General features: G+C 62.2%; 14 protein-coding genes. 13 read left to right on the top strand and 1 reads right to left on the bottom strand.

The window, feature by feature from the left end; genetic code table 11:
- The first annotated feature begins 132 nt into the window (after positions 1-132).
- The 8 genes from AAFH49_RS02160 (at position 133) to AAFH49_RS02125 (ending at position 12,055) form a co-directional block, all read left to right on the top strand.
- The gene (locus AAFH49_RS02160) at positions 133-939 is read left to right on the top strand and encodes a phosphatase PAP2 family protein (protein WP_342295649.1); all 807 of its coding nucleotides are present in this window, start codon (positions 133-135) and stop codon (positions 937-939) included.
- Positions 940-1,120: 181 nt separating this feature from the next.
- Positions 1,121-2,773 (top strand): TldD/PmbA family protein, encoded by a 1,653-nt coding sequence (locus AAFH49_RS02155; RefSeq protein WP_342295647.1) that lies wholly within the window; start codon positions 1,121-1,123, stop codon positions 2,771-2,773.
- Positions 2,774-2,998: 225 nt separating this feature from the next.
- Complete coding sequence (locus AAFH49_RS02150) at positions 2,999-4,318, top strand: TldD/PmbA family protein (RefSeq protein WP_342295645.1); 1,320 nt, start codon at positions 2,999-3,001, stop codon at positions 4,316-4,318.
- 92 nt (positions 4,319-4,410) lie between these two features.
- Complete coding sequence (locus AAFH49_RS02145) at positions 4,411-6,063, top strand: TldD/PmbA family protein (RefSeq protein ID WP_342295643.1); 1,653 nt, start codon at positions 4,411-4,413, stop codon at positions 6,061-6,063.
- 198 nt (positions 6,064-6,261) lie between these two features.
- Positions 6,262-7,596, top strand: coding sequence for a TldD/PmbA family protein (locus tag AAFH49_RS02140; protein WP_342295642.1), 1,335 nt, complete (start codon positions 6,262-6,264; stop codon positions 7,594-7,596).
- A 153-nt stretch (positions 7,597-7,749) separates the two neighbouring features.
- Positions 7,750-8,940 carry a carboxypeptidase-like regulatory domain-containing protein gene (locus tag AAFH49_RS02135; protein WP_342295641.1) on the top strand — a complete coding sequence of 397 codons (1,191 nt, stop codon included), beginning with the start codon at positions 7,750-7,752 and terminating at the stop codon, positions 8,938-8,940.
- Positions 8,941-9,047: 107 nt separating this feature from the next.
- Entirely contained in the window at positions 9,048-10,697 is a 1,650-nt protein-coding gene (locus tag AAFH49_RS02130) for a TldD/PmbA family protein (RefSeq protein ID WP_342295640.1), read from the top strand.
- Between the two features lie 32 nt (positions 10,698-10,729).
- Complete coding sequence (locus AAFH49_RS02125) at positions 10,730-12,055, top strand: TldD/PmbA family protein (RefSeq protein ID WP_342295638.1); 1,326 nt, start codon at positions 10,730-10,732, stop codon at positions 12,053-12,055.
- A gap of 108 nt (positions 12,056-12,163) precedes the next feature.
- Here AAFH49_RS02125 and AAFH49_RS02120 read toward each other — a convergent pair whose 3' ends face one another.
- Positions 12,164-12,793 carry a porin family protein gene (locus AAFH49_RS02120; protein WP_342295636.1) on the bottom strand — a complete coding sequence of 210 codons (630 nt, stop codon included), beginning with the start codon at positions 12,791-12,793 and terminating at the stop codon, positions 12,164-12,166.
- A 255-nt stretch (positions 12,794-13,048) separates the two neighbouring features.
- On the opposite strand from AAFH49_RS02120, the gene AAFH49_RS02115 reads away from it, so the two are divergent.
- The 5 genes from AAFH49_RS02115 to AAFH49_RS02095 form a co-directional block, all read left to right on the top strand.
- Positions 13,049-13,672, top strand: coding sequence for a DUF4159 domain-containing protein (locus AAFH49_RS02115; protein WP_342295634.1), 624 nt, complete (start codon positions 13,049-13,051; stop codon positions 13,670-13,672).
- Between the two features lie 149 nt (positions 13,673-13,821).
- The gene (locus tag AAFH49_RS02110) at positions 13,822-14,799 is read left to right on the top strand and encodes an AAA family ATPase (RefSeq protein ID WP_342295633.1); all 978 of its coding nucleotides are present in this window, start codon (positions 13,822-13,824) and stop codon (positions 14,797-14,799) included.
- A gap of 80 nt (positions 14,800-14,879) precedes the next feature.
- Entirely contained in the window at positions 14,880-15,755 is an 876-nt protein-coding gene (locus AAFH49_RS02105; RefSeq protein WP_342295631.1) for a DUF58 domain-containing protein, read from the top strand.
- A gap of 62 nt (positions 15,756-15,817) precedes the next feature.
- Complete coding sequence (locus AAFH49_RS02100) at positions 15,818-17,452, top strand: BatA domain-containing protein (RefSeq protein ID WP_342295629.1); 1,635 nt, start codon at positions 15,818-15,820, stop codon at positions 17,450-17,452.
- The coding region (locus AAFH49_RS02095) for a hypothetical protein (RefSeq protein ID WP_342295628.1) at positions 17,449-19,636 on the top strand (2,188 nt) is incomplete at its 3' end. The genes AAFH49_RS02100 and AAFH49_RS02095, both read left to right, overlap by 4 nt.

The raw sequence follows: 19,636 nt of genomic DNA, 5'->3' as shown, positions 1-19,636 counted from the left end.
CGGGGACTTTTTTATTGCAATAATAAACGCATAGCCAATCAGTTAAGATTTCAATTAGAATCTGCCGTTACGTTTATGTTAACAAGCCCGTAATAACGAATTCGGAATCACTCTGACTACAATTTTCACATTATGCGCTCATTTCTAATTACCCGTTTCGCTGCCGCTATGCTGCTGTTCGGGGCAATCCATCCGGCCCAGGCCCAGGTAAAACCCACGCCTTCTGACACCACCAAAAAATATGCGAACCCCGGCGGTATCCCGGCAGCTGTTCATAAGCCATTTCTGAAAAGCAAGCTGTTCAAAGCCGTGGCCATCCCGGCGGTGCTGATAACCTACGGGGCCATCACGGCGCAGGGCGATGCGGGCGTGAACCACGATGCCCGCACGTTTGTGCAGAAGCAATTCCGGCCCGTCAATACGATGATTGACAACACCGTGATTTTCCTGCCCTACCTGGAGCTGGGCGCCGTGGCGCTGGCGGGCGTGGAGTCGCGCAACGACCGCATCAACACGCTGCTCATCATTGCCAAGGGCGAGGCCATTATGCTGGCCAGCACCTTCGCGGTGAAGTACATTGCCAACGAAACCCGGCCCAACGGCCAGGATAACCTCTCGTTTCCCTCGGGGCACACGGCGCAGGCGTTTCTGGCGGCCAGCATCGTGCACACCGAGTTTCGGGACAAAAGCCAGTGGTACGGCATTGGGGCCTACACCATTGCCACCAGCGTGGCGGCCCTGCGCATGATTAACGACAAGCACTGGCAGTCCGATGTGGTGGCCGGCGCGGGCTTCGGCATCCTCTCCGCTCACTTAGCCTATTTGAGCCACCGCAACCGCTGGGGCCGCAAGTCCATTGGCCGCGATGTGGGCATGGCCCCGGCCTACTTCGGCAACGGCGCGTCGGGCGTGACGCTCTCGTGGCGGCCGTCTAAGTAAGCAAAGGCCCGGCTTGAAATGCAAAAAGCCCCGACACTACTTGGTGTCGGGGCTTTTTGCATTTCAAGCCGGGCCTTTGCTTATGCACGCAACGTTTCGTTCGCATCCCTGTCTTTCTCATTAAGATTTCGTCCCATCTTTACGAATCTGCTTTCCCTATCACCCGAATCCCTACTCTCTTTTGAAAAGACGCGATTTTGTGGGACTGTCCGGCCTGGCGGCCGGGGCCCTCTTCCTGCCCAGCTTCCCCAGCCTGGGCGGCACGCCCGTGGATGCCGCCCGCCTGCTGGAGCCTGGCCTCGACCCGGCCCAGAAAAAACGCCTCGCCGACGCGGCCCTGAACGCCGCCAAAGCCGCCGGGGCCAGCTACGCCGATGTCCGCATCGGCCGCTACCTCAACCAAAGCATCTTCACCCGCGAAAAGCAGGTGCAGAACATCGCCAGCGGCGAGAGCTTCGGCTGTGGCGTGCGGGTGCTGGCCAACGGCACCTGGGGCTTCGCCGCCACCAACACCGTGACCGAAGCCGGCCTGGCCAAAGCCGCCCAGCTGGCCGTAGCCATCGCCAAGGCCAACTCGAAAGTGCAGAAGGAAAAGGTGCAGCTGGCCCCGCAAAAAGGCTACGGCGAAGTGACCTGGCGCACGCCCATCAAGCAGAATTCCTTCGAAGTGCCCGTGGCCCAGAAGGTGGAATTGCTGCTGGCCGCCAACGCGAAAGCCACCGACAACGGCGCGAGCTTCGTGAACTCCTCGCTCTTCCAAATCAACGAACAGAAGTATTTCGCCAGCACCGACGGCTCCTACATCGACCAGGACGTGCACCGCATCTGGCCCACGTTTTCGGTCACGGGCATCGACCGGGCCAGCGGCAAGTTCCGCTCGCGCGATGCGTTGAGCGCACCCATGGGCCTTGGCTACGAGTACCTCACGCCCCAGGCCGCCGACAAGATTCCGGGGGCCGCAGGAACAGGACTCATCGGCTACCGCAACTCCTACGACATGCTGGAAGACGCCGCCCTGGCCGCCAAACAAGTCAAGGAAAAACTCATCGCGAAATCGGTAACCGCCGGCAAGTACGACCTCGTGCTCGACCCCAACCACCTCGGCCTCACCATCCACGAAAGCATCGGCCACCCGCTGGAGCTCGACCGCGTGCTGGGCTACGAGGCCAACTACGCGGGCACTTCGTTTGCGACTTTGGAGTGGAAAGCCAAGCAGATTCCCTACGGCTCGAAGCTGGTCAACATCGTGGCCGATAAGCTGCAGCCCGGCTCGCTGGGCGCGGTGGGCTACGACGACGAAGGCGTGCAAACCAAGCGCTGGGACCTCATCAAGGACGGCACGCTGGTCAATTATGAGAAAATCCGCGACCAGGCCCACATCGTCGGCCAGACCGAATCGGACGGCTGCTGCTACGCCGATTCCTGGGATTCGGTGCAGTTCCAGCGCATGCCCAATGTGAGTTTGCAGCCCGGCAAAGCCAAAATGAGCGTCGATGACATGATTAAAAACGTCGACAAAGGCATATACATCGCCGGGCGCGGCTCCTACTCCATCGACCAGCAGCGCTACAACTTCCAGTTTGGCGGCCAGGTGTTTTACGCCATCGAGAAAGGCCAGATTGCGGGCATGATTGAGGACGTGGCCTACCAGGCCAACACCCAGGAATTCTGGAACTCCTGCGCCGCGATTTGCGACGAATCCGACTACCGCCTCTTCGGGTCGTTTTTCGATGGCAAGGGCCAGCCCAGCCAGGTTTCGGCCGTGAGCCACGGCAGTAGCACCACGCGGTTTAATGGCGTGAACGTGATTAATACGGCCCGCAAAATCGGATAACTGAACGTCACTCCCCTCCTTACCAAGGAGGGGATGTTCGAGCCGCAGGCTCGGACGGGGGTGGTTGAATTCGTTGAACGACTTGCGCACGAAGCAGCAATGAGTCGTTCGGGCATAGTTCAACGAGGTCCCTGCGGTGCCACCACCCCAGCTGCCGCTTCGCGCCAGCATCCCCTCCTCAACTGAGGAGGGGAGTTTGTTCTCCCAACTCAACGACTCAACCTCATGGCCATTCTCTCCAAAGACGAAGCCCAAACGATACTCAAAAAGGTCCTCAGCTTCAGCACCGCCGATGAGTGCGAGGCCACCCTCAACGGCAACACCGGCGGCAATGTGCGCTCGGCCCGCAACTCCATCAGCACCGCCGGCGCGAGTGAGAATGTGGCGCTGGCCGTGCAATCTCGCTTCGGTAAGCGCAGTGGCACTGCGACTTGCAATGAGTTTGATGAAGCTAGCCTACGGCGATGCGTGCAGCGGGCCGAGGAAATTGCGCGGCTCGCGCCGGAGTCGCCGGAATACGTGCCGCTGCTGGGGCCGCAGACGTATCTGGCGTCGCCGGGCTCGTTTGCAGCGCGCACAGCGGGTATTACGCCCGATTATAGGGCCGAGCAGATTGGGAGCAGCATGGCGCTGTGCGAGCAGAAAAAGCTCAGCTCCGCCGGTTTCTTTAATGACTCGGCCGGCTTTGTGGCCAAGCGCAACTCCAAGGGGTTGGAGGCTTACCAGCAGGTGAGCAGCATCGATTTTTCTATCACCGTGCGCACCGCCGATGGTACCGGCTCGGGGTACGCCATTGCCAACTACACCGACTTGGCGAAGTTCGACGCGGCGCGCCTGACGCGGGTGGCGGCCGACAAGGCAGCCTCCTCAGTGGGTGCGAAGGCCATTGAGCCGGGCAAATACACCGTGATTCTGGAGCCGGCCGCCGCCATTGATTTGCTCAACAACATGATGGGCGCGATGGACGCCCGCAACGCCGACGAGGGCCGCAGCTTCCTCAGCAAAAAAGGCGGCGGCAACAAGAAAGGCGAAAAGGTCTTCGACGAGCGTGTCACCATTTACTCCGACCCGACCAACCCCGACGTGCCCGACCTGACCTTCTCCAACGACGGCCGCCCGCAGCAGAAGGTGACATGGGTGGAAAAGGGCATCGTGAAAAACCTCTACACCTCCCGCTTCTGGGCCCAGAAGTCGGGCGTGCCCGACATCCCACCCCCCGGCGGCTGGATTATGGCCGGCGGCACCCAAAGCACGGCCGAGCTCATCAAGGGCACGGCCAAGGGAATTTTGGTGACGCGCCTCTACTACATTCGGGCCGTCGACCCGCAAACGCTGCTCTACACCGGCCTGACCCGGGACGGGACGTTCTACATCGAAAATGGCGTCATCAAATTCCCGGTGAAAAACTTCCGCTTCAACGAAAGCCCTGTGATTATGCTGAACAACCTGGAGGCGCTGGGCAAGCCCGTGCGCCTGAACGGCAGCCTCGTGCCACCGCTCAAAATCCGGGATTTCACCTTCACCAGCCTGTCGGACGCGGTGTAGGATTGTAGCGCGGACTTTTAGTCCGCGAATTGAACGTGATTTTTTTCCATGCAAACCACTCGCGGATAAAAGGCCGCGCTACATCTCACCTTATGAAAAGACGCGACTTTGTGGGACTCTCCGGCCTGGCGGCTGGGGCCCTCTTCCTCCCCAGCCTGCCTAGTTTCGGCGGAACACTTGTGGACCCCGCCCGCCTGCTGGAGCCCGGGGCCGACGCGGCCCAGAAAAAACGCCTCGCCGATGCCGGCCTGAACGCCGCCAAAGCCGCCGGGGCCAGCTACGCCGACGTGCGCATTGGCCGCTACCTCAATCAAGGCATTTTCACCCGGGAAAAGCAGGTGCAGAACATTGCCAGCACCGAGAGCTACGGCGTGGGCATTCGCGTGATTGCCAACGGCACCTGGGGCTTTGCCTCGACCAACAACGTGACCGAGGCAGGCATTGCCAAAGCCGCCCAGCTGGCCGTGCAGATTGCCAAGGCCAACTCGAAAGTGCAGAAGGAAAAGGTGCAGCTGGCCCCACAAAGCGGCTACGGCGAAGTAACCTGGAAAGCCCCCATTCAGCAGAATGCGTTTGAGGTGCCCATCAAGGACAAGGTGGATTTGCTGCTGGGCGTGAATGCCAAGGCGCTGGATTTGGGCGTGTCGTTCATCAACTCGGTGCTATTTCAGGTGAACGAGCAGAAGTATTTCGCCAGCACCGACGGCTCTTATATTGACCAGGATATTCATCGCATCTGGCCCACGTTTGGCGTCACGGCCATCGACCGGGCCAGCGGCAAGTTCCGTTCGCGGCAGGCCATGAGCTCGCCCGTGGGTATGGGCTACGAGTACCTCACGCCCAAAGCCGCCGACAAAGTGGCCGGCCCCACCGGCTCCGACATCATCGGCTACAAATACAGCTACGACATGCTGGAAGACGTGGCCTCGGCCGCCAAGCAGGTGAAGCAGAAGCTGACTGCCAAATCAGTAGTGCCCGGCAAGTACGACCTCGTGCTCGACCCCGGCCACCTGGGCCTGACCATTCACGAATCCGTCGGCCACCCGCTGGAATTGGACCGCGTGCTGGGCTACGAGGCCAACTACGCCGGTACCAGCTTTGCCACGCTCGAGTGGAAGGCCAAGGGCCTGCCCTACGGCTCGAAGGCAGTGAACATCGTGGCCGATAAGGTGACGCCCGGCACGCTGGGCGCGGTGGGCTACGACGACGAGGGCGTGAAAACCAAGCGCTGGGACCTTATTAAGGAAGGCCGCCTGGTGGACTACGAGAAAATCCGCGACCAGGCGCACATGGTGGGCCAGAAGGAGTCGGACGGCTGCTGCTACTCGCAGAGCTGGCAGGACGTGCAGTTCCAGCGCATGCCCAACGTGAGCCTGCAGCCCGGCAAGGACAAGCTGAGCGTGGACGAGCTGGTGAGCAAGGTCGATAAGGGCATTTACATCGCCGGCAATGGCTCATTCTCCATCGACCAGCAGCGCTACAACTTCCAGTTTGGCGGCCAGGTGTTCTACGCCATCGAGAAAGGCAAAATCACCGAAATGCTGGAAGACGTGGCCTACCAGGCCAATACCCAGGAATTCTGGAACAGCTGCGTAGCCTCGTGCGACGAAAGTGACTTCCGTTTCTTCGGCGCTTTCAACGACGGTAAGGGCCAGCCCAGCCAGAGCTCAGCGGTGAGCCACGGCAGCAGCACCACGCGGTTCAATGGCGTGAATGTGATAAACACGGCCCGCAAACTCGGGTAGCACATCACTCCCCTCCTTACCAAGGAGGGGATGTTTTCGCGCCAGCGAAAACGGGGGTGGTAGTGGCGTTGAACGAGTGCGGAAATATTTCACCCTAACGATTTGGACGCCCACAACCACCCCAGCTGACGCTTCGCGCCAGTGTCCCCTCCTTGGTAAGGAGGGGAGTTTGTTCCCCCAACTCAACGACTCAACATCATGGCCATTCTCTCCAAAGACGAAGCCCAAACGATACTTAAGAAAGTCCTCAGCTTCAGCACTGCCGACGAGTGCGACGCCACGCTCAGCGGCAACATCGGCGGCAATGTGCGCTCGGCCCGCAACTCCATCAGCACCGCCGGGGCGAGCGATAATACCTCTCTGGCCGTGGAAAGCCGCTTCGGCAAGCGCGCCGGCGTGGCTACCTGCAACGAATTCGACGAGGCTACCCTGCGCCGCTGCGTGCAGCGGGCCGAAGAAATTGCCCGCCTCGCGCCCGAGTCGCCGGAGTATATGCCGCTGCTCGGGCCCCAGCAGTATCTCGATGGCAGCCACTCGTACGTGGCGGCCACGGCAGGCATCACGCCCGACTACCGGGCCGCGCAAATCGGGGCCAGCATGGCGCTGTGCGACCAGCGCAAGCTCAGCTCGGCCGCTTTTCTGGATGATTCGCACGGCTTCGTGGCCAAACGTAACTCCAAGGGGCTGGAGGCTTATCAGCAAGTGAGCAACGTCACGTTTTCGGTGACGGTGCGCACGCCCGACGGCACCGGCTCGGGCTATGCCTCGGGTGATTATGTGGACGCCGCCAAGATGGACGCGGCCCGCTTCACCAAAATCGCGGCCGATAAAGCGGCTTCTTCAATGAAGGCGCGGGCCATCGAGCCCGGCAAGTACACCGTAATTCTGGAGCCGAACGCGCTGCTTTCCAATGTGGATACTTCGCTCATCGGCGCGCTCATGCAGAGCCTCGATGCTCGTAATGCCGACGAAGGGCGCAGCTTTCTGAGCAAGAAGGGCGGTGGCAACCGCAAGGGCGAAAAGCTGTTCGATGAGCGGGTAACCATTTATTCCGACCCGCTGAACCCGGAAATCAGCGACCTCACCTTCAGCAACGACGGCCGGCCGCAGCAGCGCACCACCTGGATTGAGAAGGGCGTGGTGAAGAACCTCTACTCCTCGCGCTACTGGGCCCAGAAGGCCGGCATCCCCGACCTGCCCCGCCCCAACGGCTGGATTATGGAAGGCGGCACCCAAAGCACCGCCGACCTCATCAAGGGCACTGCGAAAGGTATTTTGGTGACGCGCCTGTGGTACATCCGCCCCGTCGACCCACAGACACTGCTCTTCACTGGCCTCACGCGGGACGGGACTTTTTACATTGAAAACGGCCAAATCAAGTTCCCGGTGAAGAACTTCCGCTTCAATGAAAGCCCGGTGATTATGCTGAATAACCTGGAGGCCATCGGCAAGCCGGTGCGGTTGAATGGCAATTTGGTGCCGCCGCTCAAGATTCGGGACTTCACGTTCACGAGCTTGTCGGACGCGGTGTAGGCAACAATTCATAATCCCCCGGCCCATTCAGGCCGGGGGATTTTTTTGGTTCGAAAATCAGTCGCGGACAACCGCGTGGCGGCCCATCGCATCTGCCCGCTTGGACGCAAATTCTCTGCGCCTATCTTGCGGCCTCCTCTCCTACTTTCTGCGATGAAATTTTCTCTACTCGCTGGCTTGGTGCTGGCTACGGTTATCCGGCCCGTAGCCGCGCAACAGCGCCTTACTGGTAAAATTCTGGATGCTGCCACCGGCCAGCCGGTGCCCTACGCCAGCATTTCGGTGCTCAATTCCACGGCCGGCACCACCAGCAATGCCGAGGGCGAATTTGAGCTAAAAATGCCGCTGCCGGGCCGCCTGGCGGTTTCGGAGCTGGGCCACCGGCGCGATACGGTGGCCGTGACCGCCGCCACGGCCCCGCTGCTGGTGCGCCTGCAACCGGCGGCGGTAGAGCTGCCCGAAGTGACCACGGGCACTTATACCGAGGAGCTCATCAAGCAGGCCTACCGCGAGCTGCGCCGCACCAACGGCCAGAAGAATTACAGTCAGGCTTTCTACCGCCAGATAACCAGGCTCGACGGTGACCCCACCGAGGTGCAGGAAATGGTGTGGCACGCCCAAACCAGCAACGCCCGGGTCGAAGGCTCGGCGCTGGCGCAGGGGCGTTTTGCTAAGAAGAAAGCGCTGCTGTCCTTCAATGATTTTTCGTTCTATACCAAGGCCATCACCTTCTTCGATGCTGCCGATGACAGCACCAGCTTCAAGGGCGTTATCGGCCTGCATACGGCCGCCAATTACCAGTTGAAGCTGGTGGGCCTGACGCAGAACGGCGCGCAGCAGCTCGCGGAAATCAGCTTCGTGAACAAGGATGCCGCCGCTCGCACCCGACAGGGCAGCGTGGTGATTGACGAAGCTACGCACCAGATTCTGCGGCTGCGGCTCGAAACCACCGCCTTCAATACCCGGTCGAACAACCCGATGTTCAAATTTCACGACGAGCTGACGCGGGTGGAATGGGTGTTCCGGCCGGTGGCGGGCGGCGCGGCAGCCCTGGAGTACCTGAAAGTCAACTATCAGGCCTCCCTGAGCCGGCCGCTGAAAAGCAACCTACCCATTGAGGCTTCGTCATTTACCTATTTCTACAGCAGCCGTTCCACGCCCGAAATGGGCGTGGCCTACGCCCCGGCCAAAGGCGGCGTGACCGATTTGGCGGCCATCAAGCAAAGCACCTACGACCCCGCTTTCTGGCAGAACAACCCGGTGGTGAAACGCACCCCGCTGGAAGAACAGGTCATGAAATCCTTCGAGCAGAAAGGCGCTTTCGGCACCATGCTCACGCCGTAGTTTGTAGCGCGGACTTTTAGTCCGCGAGTACGCAACAGCCTGCATTTACTCTATTCACTCGCGGACTAAAAGTCCACGCTACATTTTCACCTTTTTCTCTGCACCATATGAAAAGACGCGACTTTGTGGGCCTTACCAGCCTTGCCACCGGAGCCCTGTTTCTGCCGAGCCTGCCGGGCTTTGGCCACACGCCCGTGGACCCCGCCCGCCTGCTGGAGCCGGGCACTGATGTCATCGTGAAAAAGCGCCTAGCCGACGCGGCCCTGAACGCCGCCAAAGCCGCCGGGGCCGACTACGCCGACGTCCGTATCGGCCGCTCGCTGAACCAGTATGTGTTCACCCGCGAGAAGCAGGTGCAGAACATCGTGAGTACCGAGAGCTACGGTGTGGGCATCCGCGTGCTGGTGGGCGGCTGCTGGGGCTTCGCCTCCACGAGCGTGGTAACGGAGGCCAACCTAGCCGCCACCGCCCGCGAGGCCGTGAGCATCGCCAAGGCCAACAAGCTGGTGATGAAGGAGCCCGTGCAGTTGGCGCCGCAAACTGGCTACGGCGAAGTGAGCTGGAAAACGCCCATTCAGCAAAGCGCCTTCGAGGTACCGATTAAGCAAAAAGTGGACTTGCTGCTGGCCGCCAACGCCGCTGCGCTCGATGCGGGAGCCAACTACATCAACTCGGCGCTGTTTCAGGTGAACGAGCAGAAGTATTTCGCCAGCACCGACGGCTCCTACATCGACCAGGATATTCACCGCCTCTGGCCCACATTCTCGGCCACAGCGGTGGATACTAAGTCGGGCAAATTCCGCTCGCGGGAGTCGCTGAGCGCGCCGGTGGGCCTGGGCTTTGAGTACCTCACGCCCAACGTGGCCGAGCAGGTGCGCGGCCCGCAGGGCACCGATACCATCGGCTATAAGCTGCGCTACGATATGCTGGCCGATGCGGCGCTGGCCGGCAAGCAGGCTAAGGCCAAGCTGACGATGAAATCAGTGACGCCCGGCAAGTATGATTTAGTGCTCGACCCCGGGCATCTGGGCTTGACGATTCACGAATCCGTCGGCCACCCCACGGAGCTGGACCGCGTGCTGGGTTACGAGGCCAACTTCGCCGGCACCAGCTTCGCCACGCTGGAATGGAAGGCCAAAAACCTGCCCTACGGCTCGAAGGAAGTCAACATCGTGGCCGACAAGCTGCAGCCCGGCTCGGTGGGCAACGTGGGCTACGACGACGAGGGCGTGAAAACCCGCGAGTGGGACCTCATCAAGGAAGGCAAGCTGGTGAACTACCAGAAAATCAGGGACCAGGCGCACATCGTGGGCCAGAAGGAATCGGATGGCTGTGCCTACGCCCAGAGCTGGGAAGACGTTCAGTTCCAGCGGATGCCCAACGTGAGCCTGCGCCCCGGCACCGCCAAAATGAGCCCTGACGAAATGGTGAAAGGCGTGGACAAGGGCATTTACATCGCTGGCGCCGGCTCATTCTCCATCGACCAGCAGCGCTTCAACTTCCAGTTTGGCGGGCAGCTGTTTTTCGCCATCGAGAAGGGCAAAATCACCGAGCAACTGGAGGACGTGGCCTACCAGTCGAACACCCAGGAATTCTGGGGAGCCTGCGCCGGCTCGTGCGACCAGTCGGACTACCGCCTGTTCGGCACATTCTTCGACGGCAAAGGCCAGCCCGCCCAAGTGTCGTCGGTGAGCCACGGCTCGGCCACCACGCGCTTTAATGGCGTGAACGTCATCAACACGGCCCGCAAAGTTTAGCCCTTCCCTTCCCCACATTTCTGCAAATCATCATGGCCATTCTCTCCAAAGACGAAGCCCAGGCATTACTCAAAAAAGTCCTCAGCTACAGCACCGCCGACGAGTGCGCGGTGTCGCTGAACGGGCGCACCACCGGTAACATCCGCTACGCCCGCAACAGCGTGAGCACGGCCGGTGCCCAGAATTCCATCTCGCTGGTGGTCGAAAGCCGCTTCGGCAAGCGCAGTGGCATTGCTACCTGCAACGAGTTCGACGACGCCACCCTGAAACGCTGCGTGCAGCGGGCCGAGGAAATTGCGAAGCTCGCCCCCGAAAGCCCCGAGTACGTGCCCCTGCTCGGCCCGCAAACCTACGTGAGCCCGCCCTCCACGGCCACCACACTGCTCACGGCCGCCACCCGCGCCCAGGCCGCCGCCGACAGCATGGCCCTGTGCGCCGCCAAAAACCTGACCGCCGCCGGCTTCCTCGACGGCGGCACCCGGTTCCAGGCCATCCGAAATTCCAAGGGCCTCGAAGCCTATCAGCAGTCGACCAACACCGACTTTTCGGTGACGGTGCGCACCGCCGATGGGCGCGGCTCGGGCTACGCCATTGCCGACGTGACGGACCCCGCCAAGCTCAATGCCAAAGCCCTGACGCAACGCGCCGCCGACAAGGCCCTGGGCTCGGTGAATGCCAAAGCCATCGAGCCCGGCAAGTACACCGTGATTCTGGAGCCGGCTGCGCTAATGGACGGCGGCGATTTGTCGTTGCTCGGCGGGCTGATGTATGGGCTGGATGCCCGCTCAGCTGATGAAGGCCGCAGCTTCATGACCAAAAAAGGCGGCGGCAACCGCAAGGGTGAGAAACTGTTCGATGAGCGCATCAACATCTACTCCGACCCCATGAACGCCGAGGTGCCCGGCAGCGCCTTCGACGGCGACGGCCTGCCCACCAAGCGCCTGAGCTGGATTGAAAAAGGCGTGGTGAAGCAGCTGTACTACTCGCGCTTCTGGGCCGAGAAAAACAAGGTAGCGGCCACGGCTTTCCCCAGCGGCTTCATCATGGCGGGCGGCACCCAGAGCACCGCCGAGCTCATCAAAAGCACCGCCAAAGGCATCCTGGTCACGCGCTTATGGTATATCCGCGAAGTCGACCCGCAGACGCTGCTCTACACCGGCCTCACCCGCGACGGAACTTTTTACATCGAAAATGGGGCCATCAAATTCCCCATCAAGAACCTGCGCTTCAACGAAAGCCCGATTATCATGCTGAATAATATCGAGGCCATCGGCCGGCCCCAGCGCCTGGCAGGCTGCCTGATTCCACCGCTAAAAATCCGGGACTTCACGTTCACGAGCCTGTCGGACGCGATTTAGAACTGTAGCGTGGACTCTGCGAGTCCGCGAGTGAGCGTAGCGAACATCTGGGACCGTGCCATACGCCTAATGCTCGCTACGCTCACTCGCGGACTCGCAGAGTCCACGCTACTTCCGCCCGCCAAACCGGAGCGCGGCGTACACCTGAAACACGCGATTTTGCAGGCGCGGGTCATTGATGCCGGACAGGTTTTTGGCATCGTTGATGTCATTCAGGCCCGCCACGAGGCGGCCGCCCAGCGAGAAGCCACTGGCCAGTTTCAAGCCCACGCCGCCTACCACGCTAAAATCACTGCTTTTGAATTCGCTGCTGGCCGCCCGCGACTGGTTGCCGTAGGCCGGCGTGCCTTTGTCGGTGAAGCCCACCTGCATAGTGCCCGACTGGTTGGCACTGAGCAGGATACCGTATTGCGGCCCGGCTTCCACGAACACCGGCCCCACGGTGAGCTTGGCCAGGATGGGCACGGTGAGGTAGTGCAATTCGCTGTCATAATTGGTGAAGGCTGATTTCAGGTTGCCGCCGGCCACTGAATACTGCACCTCAGGCTGGATGGATAGCGGCCCGAGGATGTTAGCCTGATAGAAAATCCCGACGTGGTAAAACGGTTTGTAAGAGGCGCTTTCACCGTCGCGGCCGGTCATTTCCGCCACGTTCAGCCCGCCCTTGATGCCAAATTGCGCGTGCGCCAGCGGCATCAGTCCAAAGCTCAGCAATGCGATTATCAGCAGCTTTTTCATAGAAAATAATGGATATAGAATGAGGGCAATGGGCAGGAGCCATCTCGGATTTCAGGCGTAGCTTCGGCAACGGTCGTGCCGGAAGTATCCGGTTTAATACAGTTGGAGGCCGGCAAAAGGTTGCGGTTCAGTTTACGCGCATGTTTTATTGCGCCTGATTTCAACGCTTCGCGCAACCGATTTATTTCCAGCCCGACTATCGCGCTAGCGCCCGTTGGCTTTTCTTCGTTTTTCCTTCGCTGCTACCATTCTGCCGTGCCCGCTGCTCCTTTCACTTTTGTGCGCCTGAAATATCACTCCGGCGACTGGGACGCGGTGGACGAGCGCATGCCCGCCAACCTACTGCACTCGCTGGTGCAGTACACCAAAGTGCCCGTCGACCCCAAGGAAAAAGTGGTGGCCCTGGATAGTCCGGAGCTGTTCAACTACCCATTTTGCTACCTCTCGGGGCACCGGCTGGTGCAATTTTCAAGCACTGAGAAACAGAACTTTATCCAGTACGTGCGCAACGGCGGCTTCGTATTCGTGGACGACTGCAACCACGATATCGACGGCCTGTTCGCCCGCTCTTTTGAGGAGCAGATGCGCCAGTGCTTTGGCAGCGGCGCCCTGAAGAAAATCCCCAAAACCCACCCGATTTACTCCCAATTTTTCACCTTCAAAGATGGCCCACCCAACACGGGTTTTGAGTTGAATGGCTGGGGTGACGACCTCGTGCACGACTACCTGAAAGCCATCGAAGTCAAGGGCCGCATCGGCGTACTGTATTCCAACAAAGACTACGGCTGCGAGTGGGACTACGACTTCCGCAACAAGCGCTTTCTGGCGGAGGACAACACGAAGTTTGGGGTGAATATCTTGCTGTATGCACTCACTTGAACGACAGGGAAACGTCATGCTGAGCGCAGCCGAAGCATCTCGCGTGCCACCACTAATTTAATCTTCGAACAAAAGAATTACTACCCCACGCGAGATGCTTCGGCTGCGCTCAGCATGACGCATTTTTCTCCCTTCTGATACACCGCCGAATGACCGAACAAGAAGTAAACACGCTCCTCGCCAAACTGCCGGTGCTCAAGGCCGAAATCGCCAAGGTCATCGTGGGCCAGGAAACGGTGCTCGATGAAGTGCTGGTGGCGCTGCTGGCCGGCGGCCACGCGCTGCTCGAAGGCGTGCCCGGCCTGGCTAAAACGCTGCTGGTGCGCACGCTGGCCGCCGCCACGGATTTGCCCTTCCGCCGCATCCAGTTCACGCCCGATTTGATGCCGACGGATATTCTCGGCACCGAAGTTTTGGAGGAAGACCACGGCACGGGCCGCCGCTCGTTCAAGTTCAATCCCGGGCCGATTTTCGCCAGCCTGGTGCTGGCTGATGAAATCAACCGGACGCCGCCCAAAACCCAGGCCGCCCTGCTGGAGGCCATGCAGGAAGGCCACGTCACCTATGCCGGGCAGGAGCACGCGCTGCCCAAGCCGTTCTTCCTGCTGGCCACCCAAAACCCCATCGAGCAAAGCGGCACCTACCCCCTGCCCGAGGCCCAGCTTGACCGGTTTTTGCTGTACGTGCGCATCGGCTACCCCACGGCCGAGGAGGAGCTGGCGGTATTGCGCGGCACCACCGGCGCAGCCGGTCAGGCGGTGCAGCCGGTGCTGGGCGGGGCCGATATTCGGGCATTGCAGGCATTGGTGCGGCAGGTGAGCCTCAGCCCCGAGCTCATGGATTTTGTGAACCGGCTGGTGCGCGCCACCCGCCCGGCTACTTCGGAGGTGAAGTTTATCAAGGAATACGGGCGCTGGGGCGCGGGGCCGCGCGCCGGGCAGGCGCTCATTCTCTGCGCTAAGGCGCGGGCGTTGCTGCACGGCCGCTTCGCTGCTACTTTGGAAGATATCCGCACGCTGGCCCCGCCGGTGCTGCGGCACCGGGTACTGCTGAATTTCAACGCCGAAGCCGAGAACCTGACACCGGATGATGCGGTGGCGGAGCTACTGAAAGCGGTGCTGGTGTAGCGTAGCGCGGGCTTTTAGTCCGCGAGTGGATATTACTTTCTAAATCGTTCGATTCGCGGACTAAAAGTCCGCGCTACTTCATGCTCACTCCCGAACTCCTGCACGGCCTGCGCAACCTGTCCCTCGCCGCCCGGCAAGCGGCTGAGGGCTTCCTCAACGGCGCGCACGCCAGCCGGCGGCACGGCGCGGGCATGGAGTTCAGCCAGTACCGCCCCTACCAGCCCGGCGACGACCTGCGCCGCCTCGACTGGCGACTGGCCGCCCGCTCGGATAGATACTACCTGAGAGAGTCGGAAATCGACACCAGCCTGACCGTGCACCTGCTGCTTGATGCCAGCGCCAGCATGAATCACCGCGACGACAATGGCCTCACCAAGCTCGACTATGCCCGGCTGCTGCTCGGCGCGCTGGCCTACCTCGCCACCCAGCAGGGCGATGCTGTGGGCCTCACCATCCTCCATCCCGCCGGCTTGCAGCACCTGCCGCCCCGCGCCGATGCCCGCCAGCTCCCGCGCCTCTACCACGCGCTGGAAACGACTGAAGCCACCGGCCACTTTCCCGGCACCGGCACGCTGGCCCAGCTCACGGCGCGGCGGCAACGCGCCCTGACGGTGTGCGTGACTGATTTGTATGAGGAAGGCACCGAAATCAACACCCTGCTCACGCGCCTGCGCGCCACCAGCGGCGATGTATTGCTGCTGCACCTAATGGCGCATAACGAGCTAAAATTCAGTTATCAAGCCTCGGTCACCTTTCGGGATTTGGAGACCGGCCATACCCTGCAAATCGATGCCAGCCAGCAGCGCGCCGCCTACCAAAAGCAGTTGGAGGCGTGGCTGCAGGAGACGGCCCGGCAGGCCCGCCGCCAGGGCTTCGATTATCACCTTTTGGACACCTCGCAGCCGCTGGATGCCGCGATGCGGGAGTTTATCAGGCGGCGCAACCTTGGCAGTTAACCTGCAAGCCACCTTCGCCGCTGTTTTACCGTCTGTTGTCGCGATTCTGATTCCATTACCCATTGTTCACCCTGCTCAACCCTATCGCGCTGCTGGCCCTCCTGGGCTTGCTGGTGCCGGTAGCCATTCATCTCTGGAACCGCCGGCCGGGCCGCGAAGTAGCCGTGGGCAGCCTGCGCTGGCTGGTCGCGGGCGCTAATCGCCGCCTGCGCAACCTGAAGCTGGAGCAATTCTGGCTGCTGCTGCTGCGTGCCGCACTGTTGGCCGTGCTGGCCATGGCGGTGGCCGGCCCGGTATGGCGCACAGCGCTGCCCACCAGCCGGGGTGTGGTACTGCTCAGTGCCGAGGCAGTTGGCTTGCCGGCACTGGCGGGCCTGAGACCGACTATCGATTCACTTCGCCGCAGAGGCTATGCGCTGCGCTGGCTGGAGGCCGGTTTTCCCCGAGTGCCGGGCGGAATGTGGCAGCGCATAAAGGCCAGTCAATCCTGGGCGACTGCTGATTCCATGGCTGCTTTGGCTACTACTCAGCCTCGCAGCCAGGAGTTTGCCTGGGCGCGGGTGCAACAGGCGGCCGACGCTTTCCCGGGCCAGCCGCTTTTTGTGGTGACGGGTGCCGCGCTACGCAACTTCCAGGGTAGCCATGCGCCGCTGCCGGGGGCCGTGACCTGGCAGGCCCTGCCCGATACCACAACTGCTGCCTGGCTGGGGGCGGCCGGGCAGGAGGGCGACAGCCTGCAACTGCTGGTGGGCCGGAGCAGCGAAACACAAACAACCTACCAGCGAAAAAAGGTACTAGCGCGGCACGACGGGCAACCGTTTCGGGTAGCCGGGCTGGCCCCGGTGCGCTTTAAACCGAACAAAAACGGCGGCCAATATCTGGTAATCATTCCGGCTGATAGAACGCCACAGCTCATTGATGAAATCGGCCTTGAAGTAGCGCCCCAAGTCATCGAAATTTATGACTCGCCGGAATATGCGGCTGATGCCCGCTACCTGGAAGCGGGCCTGCGGGCGGCCGCGCCCGGGCTTCTTTTGCAGCCCCTGCTACGCCGCGCCAAAACGCGCCCAGCGCACCTGACTGCGCATTGGACGTTCTGGCTTTCGGATGAACCCTTGCCGGCCAGCTGGCGGGAAGACGTGGCCGGCCACGCCCGCCAGCTTTGGCAGGAGGCCGCTGCGCCGGGTGTGGCCGACACCGCACGCCTGGCTGCGGCTGATGCGGCAGCCACTGACATAAGCGTATTTCGCCGGAGAAACAGCCCCGCCCTGCAAGGCAGCGAAACGGTTTGGGCCGATGGCCAGGGCTGGCCCGTCCTCTCCCGCCAGCGGCTGGGCCGGGGCTCCGTGTATCAGCTTCATACCCGCCTGAACCCAACCTGGAGCGGGCTGGCCGACGACCCGCAGCTCCCCGCCCGCCTGCTGGAACTGCTGCAACCAGAACCAACCGCCAACATTGACCGAAACCGAACACGGCTGGCCGAGGCCGAAGCCGCACACGACCGCCGGGCACTGGCCTCAGCGCAGTTGCCCACGGCTTCGGCCATCCCGGCCAAACCGATTACCGCCAATGCCCAACCATCGTTCCGCACCACCGACCTGCGCCCCTGGCTGGTGCTACTGGCGGGACTGCTGCTGCTGCTCGAACGCCTGCTGGCCCGGCGGCAGGCAGAAATTATATTACCTGCTGCGGGATGATGCAAACCGTCGATAACTCAACCGAAACCAGCCTGTTCAGCGCGCAAGGCCAGGCCGCCGCCCAACTGCAGGCGGTGCGGCGGAGCTACGCCATTCGCTATGGCGCGGCCGGACTGGTGCCATTACTGGCGGCTGGCGGCTTGTTGGCGGCGTTGGTTCACCACTGGCCTGGCATATCCCTAATCTGGCCAGGGTTAGCCTTAATGGGCCTGCTGATAGCAGCGGTGTGGCGGCTGCTGCCGTTGCAGCGGCTGGACCGCGCTACCGTCGCCCGGCAGCTCGACCGGCAGTTTCCCGAGTTGCAGGACAGCACCGGCCTGCTGATGCAAAGCCCGGCCAGCTTGTCGTTTTTGGGGCAGTTGCAGTTCCGGCGGGTGGCCCGGCAGCTGGCGCAGCAAATGGCCGACGGCCCGGCTCTGCTGCCGGTTTCTCTTAAGAGGCCTTTGCTGCTAAGCGCCACGCTGCTTCTGGGAGCGGCGATACTCTTTTTACTACCACAAACCCGACCAACGACAAAGTCATCGGCGGTGGCGATGCACTTCACTCCCGATGCCCGGCAGCCAGCAAATGTAGCATCAGCACCGCCCCGCATTACCGAAACCACGCTGCTGGTAACACCGCCGGCCTACACTCATCTGGCGGAATTCGCGCCCGCCCAAGCCTCGTTCCAATGTCCGCAGGGGGCGCGGGTGCGCTGGCGGGTGCGCGTGAGCGGCCGCCAGCCCGCGCCCGAATTGGAATTGGGAACGCAGCGGCGGCGGATGCAACCCGTGGCCGGGCAGCCGGGCATATTTGCCATCGAATTGGTTTTGAATTCCTCCACGCTGTACCGGCTGCGCTACGCGGGCACAGTTTCGGATGATTACGCCATCGACGTGCGGCCCGACCTGGCGCCAGTGCTGCGCATCGTCACGCCAAAGCCTTACACGCTGGTGGCAGCGCTGGGCCAGCGGCCGGAGGTACCCATCCGCGCCACGGCGCACGATGACTATGGGCTAAGCCGGGCCGAGCTAGTCATCACCGTGGCCCAAGGGCAGGGCGAGGCGGTGAAGTTCCGCGAAGTGCGGCGCGATTTGAGCGCGGGGCTGGGCGGGTCTCAGGCCAGCATCGGCAGCGTGCTGAATCTTCCCAAGCTGGGCCTCACCTATGGCGACGAGCTCTACTTCTACCTCACGGCCCGCGACAGCAACGGCCACACCGCCCGCACCGATTCCTACCTCGTGCAGTGGCAGGACACCGCCGTGGCCGACGGGGCCATTGACATGGGCATGGGCGTGAAAGTGGCCCCCGCCTACTTCCGCAGCGAGCGCCAGATTATCATCGATACCGAAAAGCTCATCGCCGAAAAACCCAAGCTCGACGCGGCCACCGTGGCCAGCCGGGCCAATGCCCTGGGCTTCGACCAGCAAAGCCTGCGCCTGCGCTACGGCAAGTTTATGGGCGAAGAAGCCGAAGCCGGCATCGGCGCGGAGGCGCAGCATTCGCCCATCGCCGAGGACGAGGACGCGCCCGCCGTCCCCACCGCCGAAGCGCCCGAGCCCGACGACCACCACGACCACACCGCCCCGCCCACATCGCCGGCCAAGGCATCACCCACCGCCGAAACCGATGCCCTGATGGACCCATACATCCACAAGCACGACGACGCCGAAACGGCCGATTTCCTGGAGCCCGCCGTGAAAGCCAAGCTCCGCGCCGTGCTCGACCAGATGTGGGCCGCCGAGCTGCGCCTGCGCACCGGCCAGCTCCGCGAGGCCCTCCCCTACGAGTACCGCGCCCTGCGCCTGCTTAAGCAGGTGCAGCAGCAAACCCGTGCCTTCGTCAAGAAAGCCGGTTTCAGCCCGCCGCCCATGCCCGAGGCCACCCTGCGCCTCACCGGTGAGCTGGCCGGGGCTGCCGTGCCCCAACGCCAGCAAAACCTGCCCGCCCCCAACCCCCAGCCCGCCATCCGCGCCGCCCTGCGCTGGCTGGCGGCGGCCGATAACGGCCAGCCCACCCGCCCCGCCGATGCCGCTGTGCTCGACCAGGCCGGCACTGTGCTGGCCGGTGCGGCCCTCACCCGGCCGGGCTTCTACCTGCCCGCCCTCCGCGCCCTGCGCGAGCTGGGGGCCGACGTGCGCGCCGGCCGCCGCCCCACCCGCGCCGCCAGTCGCGCCCCCGTAGCCCGCGCCCTCACCGACCTGC

It is taken from the genome of Hymenobacter segetis (assembly GCF_038448715.1).
Taxonomy (GTDB): Bacteria; Bacteroidota; Bacteroidia; order Cytophagales; family Hymenobacteraceae; genus Hymenobacter; species Hymenobacter segetis.
The sequence above is the reverse complement of the archived record's forward strand: the minus strand, read 5'-3'. Positions and strand labels throughout refer to the sequence as shown.

Coding starts and splice junctions, on each gene's coding strand:
- AAFH49_RS02160 (WP_342295649.1), top strand. CDS start 133: ATGCGCTCATTTCTAATTACCCGTTTCGCTGCCGCTATGCTGCTGTTC.
- AAFH49_RS02150 (WP_342295645.1), top strand. CDS start 2,999: ATGGCCATTCTCTCCAAAGACGAAGCCCAAACGATACTCAAAAAGGTC.
- AAFH49_RS02145 (WP_342295643.1), top strand. CDS start 4,411: ATGAAAAGACGCGACTTTGTGGGACTCTCCGGCCTGGCGGCTGGGGCC.
- AAFH49_RS02140 (WP_342295642.1), top strand. CDS start 6,262: ATGGCCATTCTCTCCAAAGACGAAGCCCAAACGATACTTAAGAAAGTC.
- AAFH49_RS02135 (WP_342295641.1), top strand. CDS start 7,750: ATGAAATTTTCTCTACTCGCTGGCTTGGTGCTGGCTACGGTTATCCGG.
- AAFH49_RS02130 (WP_342295640.1), top strand. CDS start 9,048: ATGAAAAGACGCGACTTTGTGGGCCTTACCAGCCTTGCCACCGGAGCC.
- AAFH49_RS02125 (WP_342295638.1), top strand. CDS start 10,730: ATGGCCATTCTCTCCAAAGACGAAGCCCAGGCATTACTCAAAAAAGTC.
- AAFH49_RS02120 (WP_342295636.1), bottom strand. CDS start 12,793: ATGAAAAAGCTGCTGATAATCGCATTGCTGAGCTTTGGACTGATGCCG.
- AAFH49_RS02110 (WP_342295633.1), top strand. CDS start 13,822: ATGACCGAACAAGAAGTAAACACGCTCCTCGCCAAACTGCCGGTGCTC.
- AAFH49_RS02105 (WP_342295631.1), top strand. CDS start 14,880: ATGCTCACTCCCGAACTCCTGCACGGCCTGCGCAACCTGTCCCTCGCC.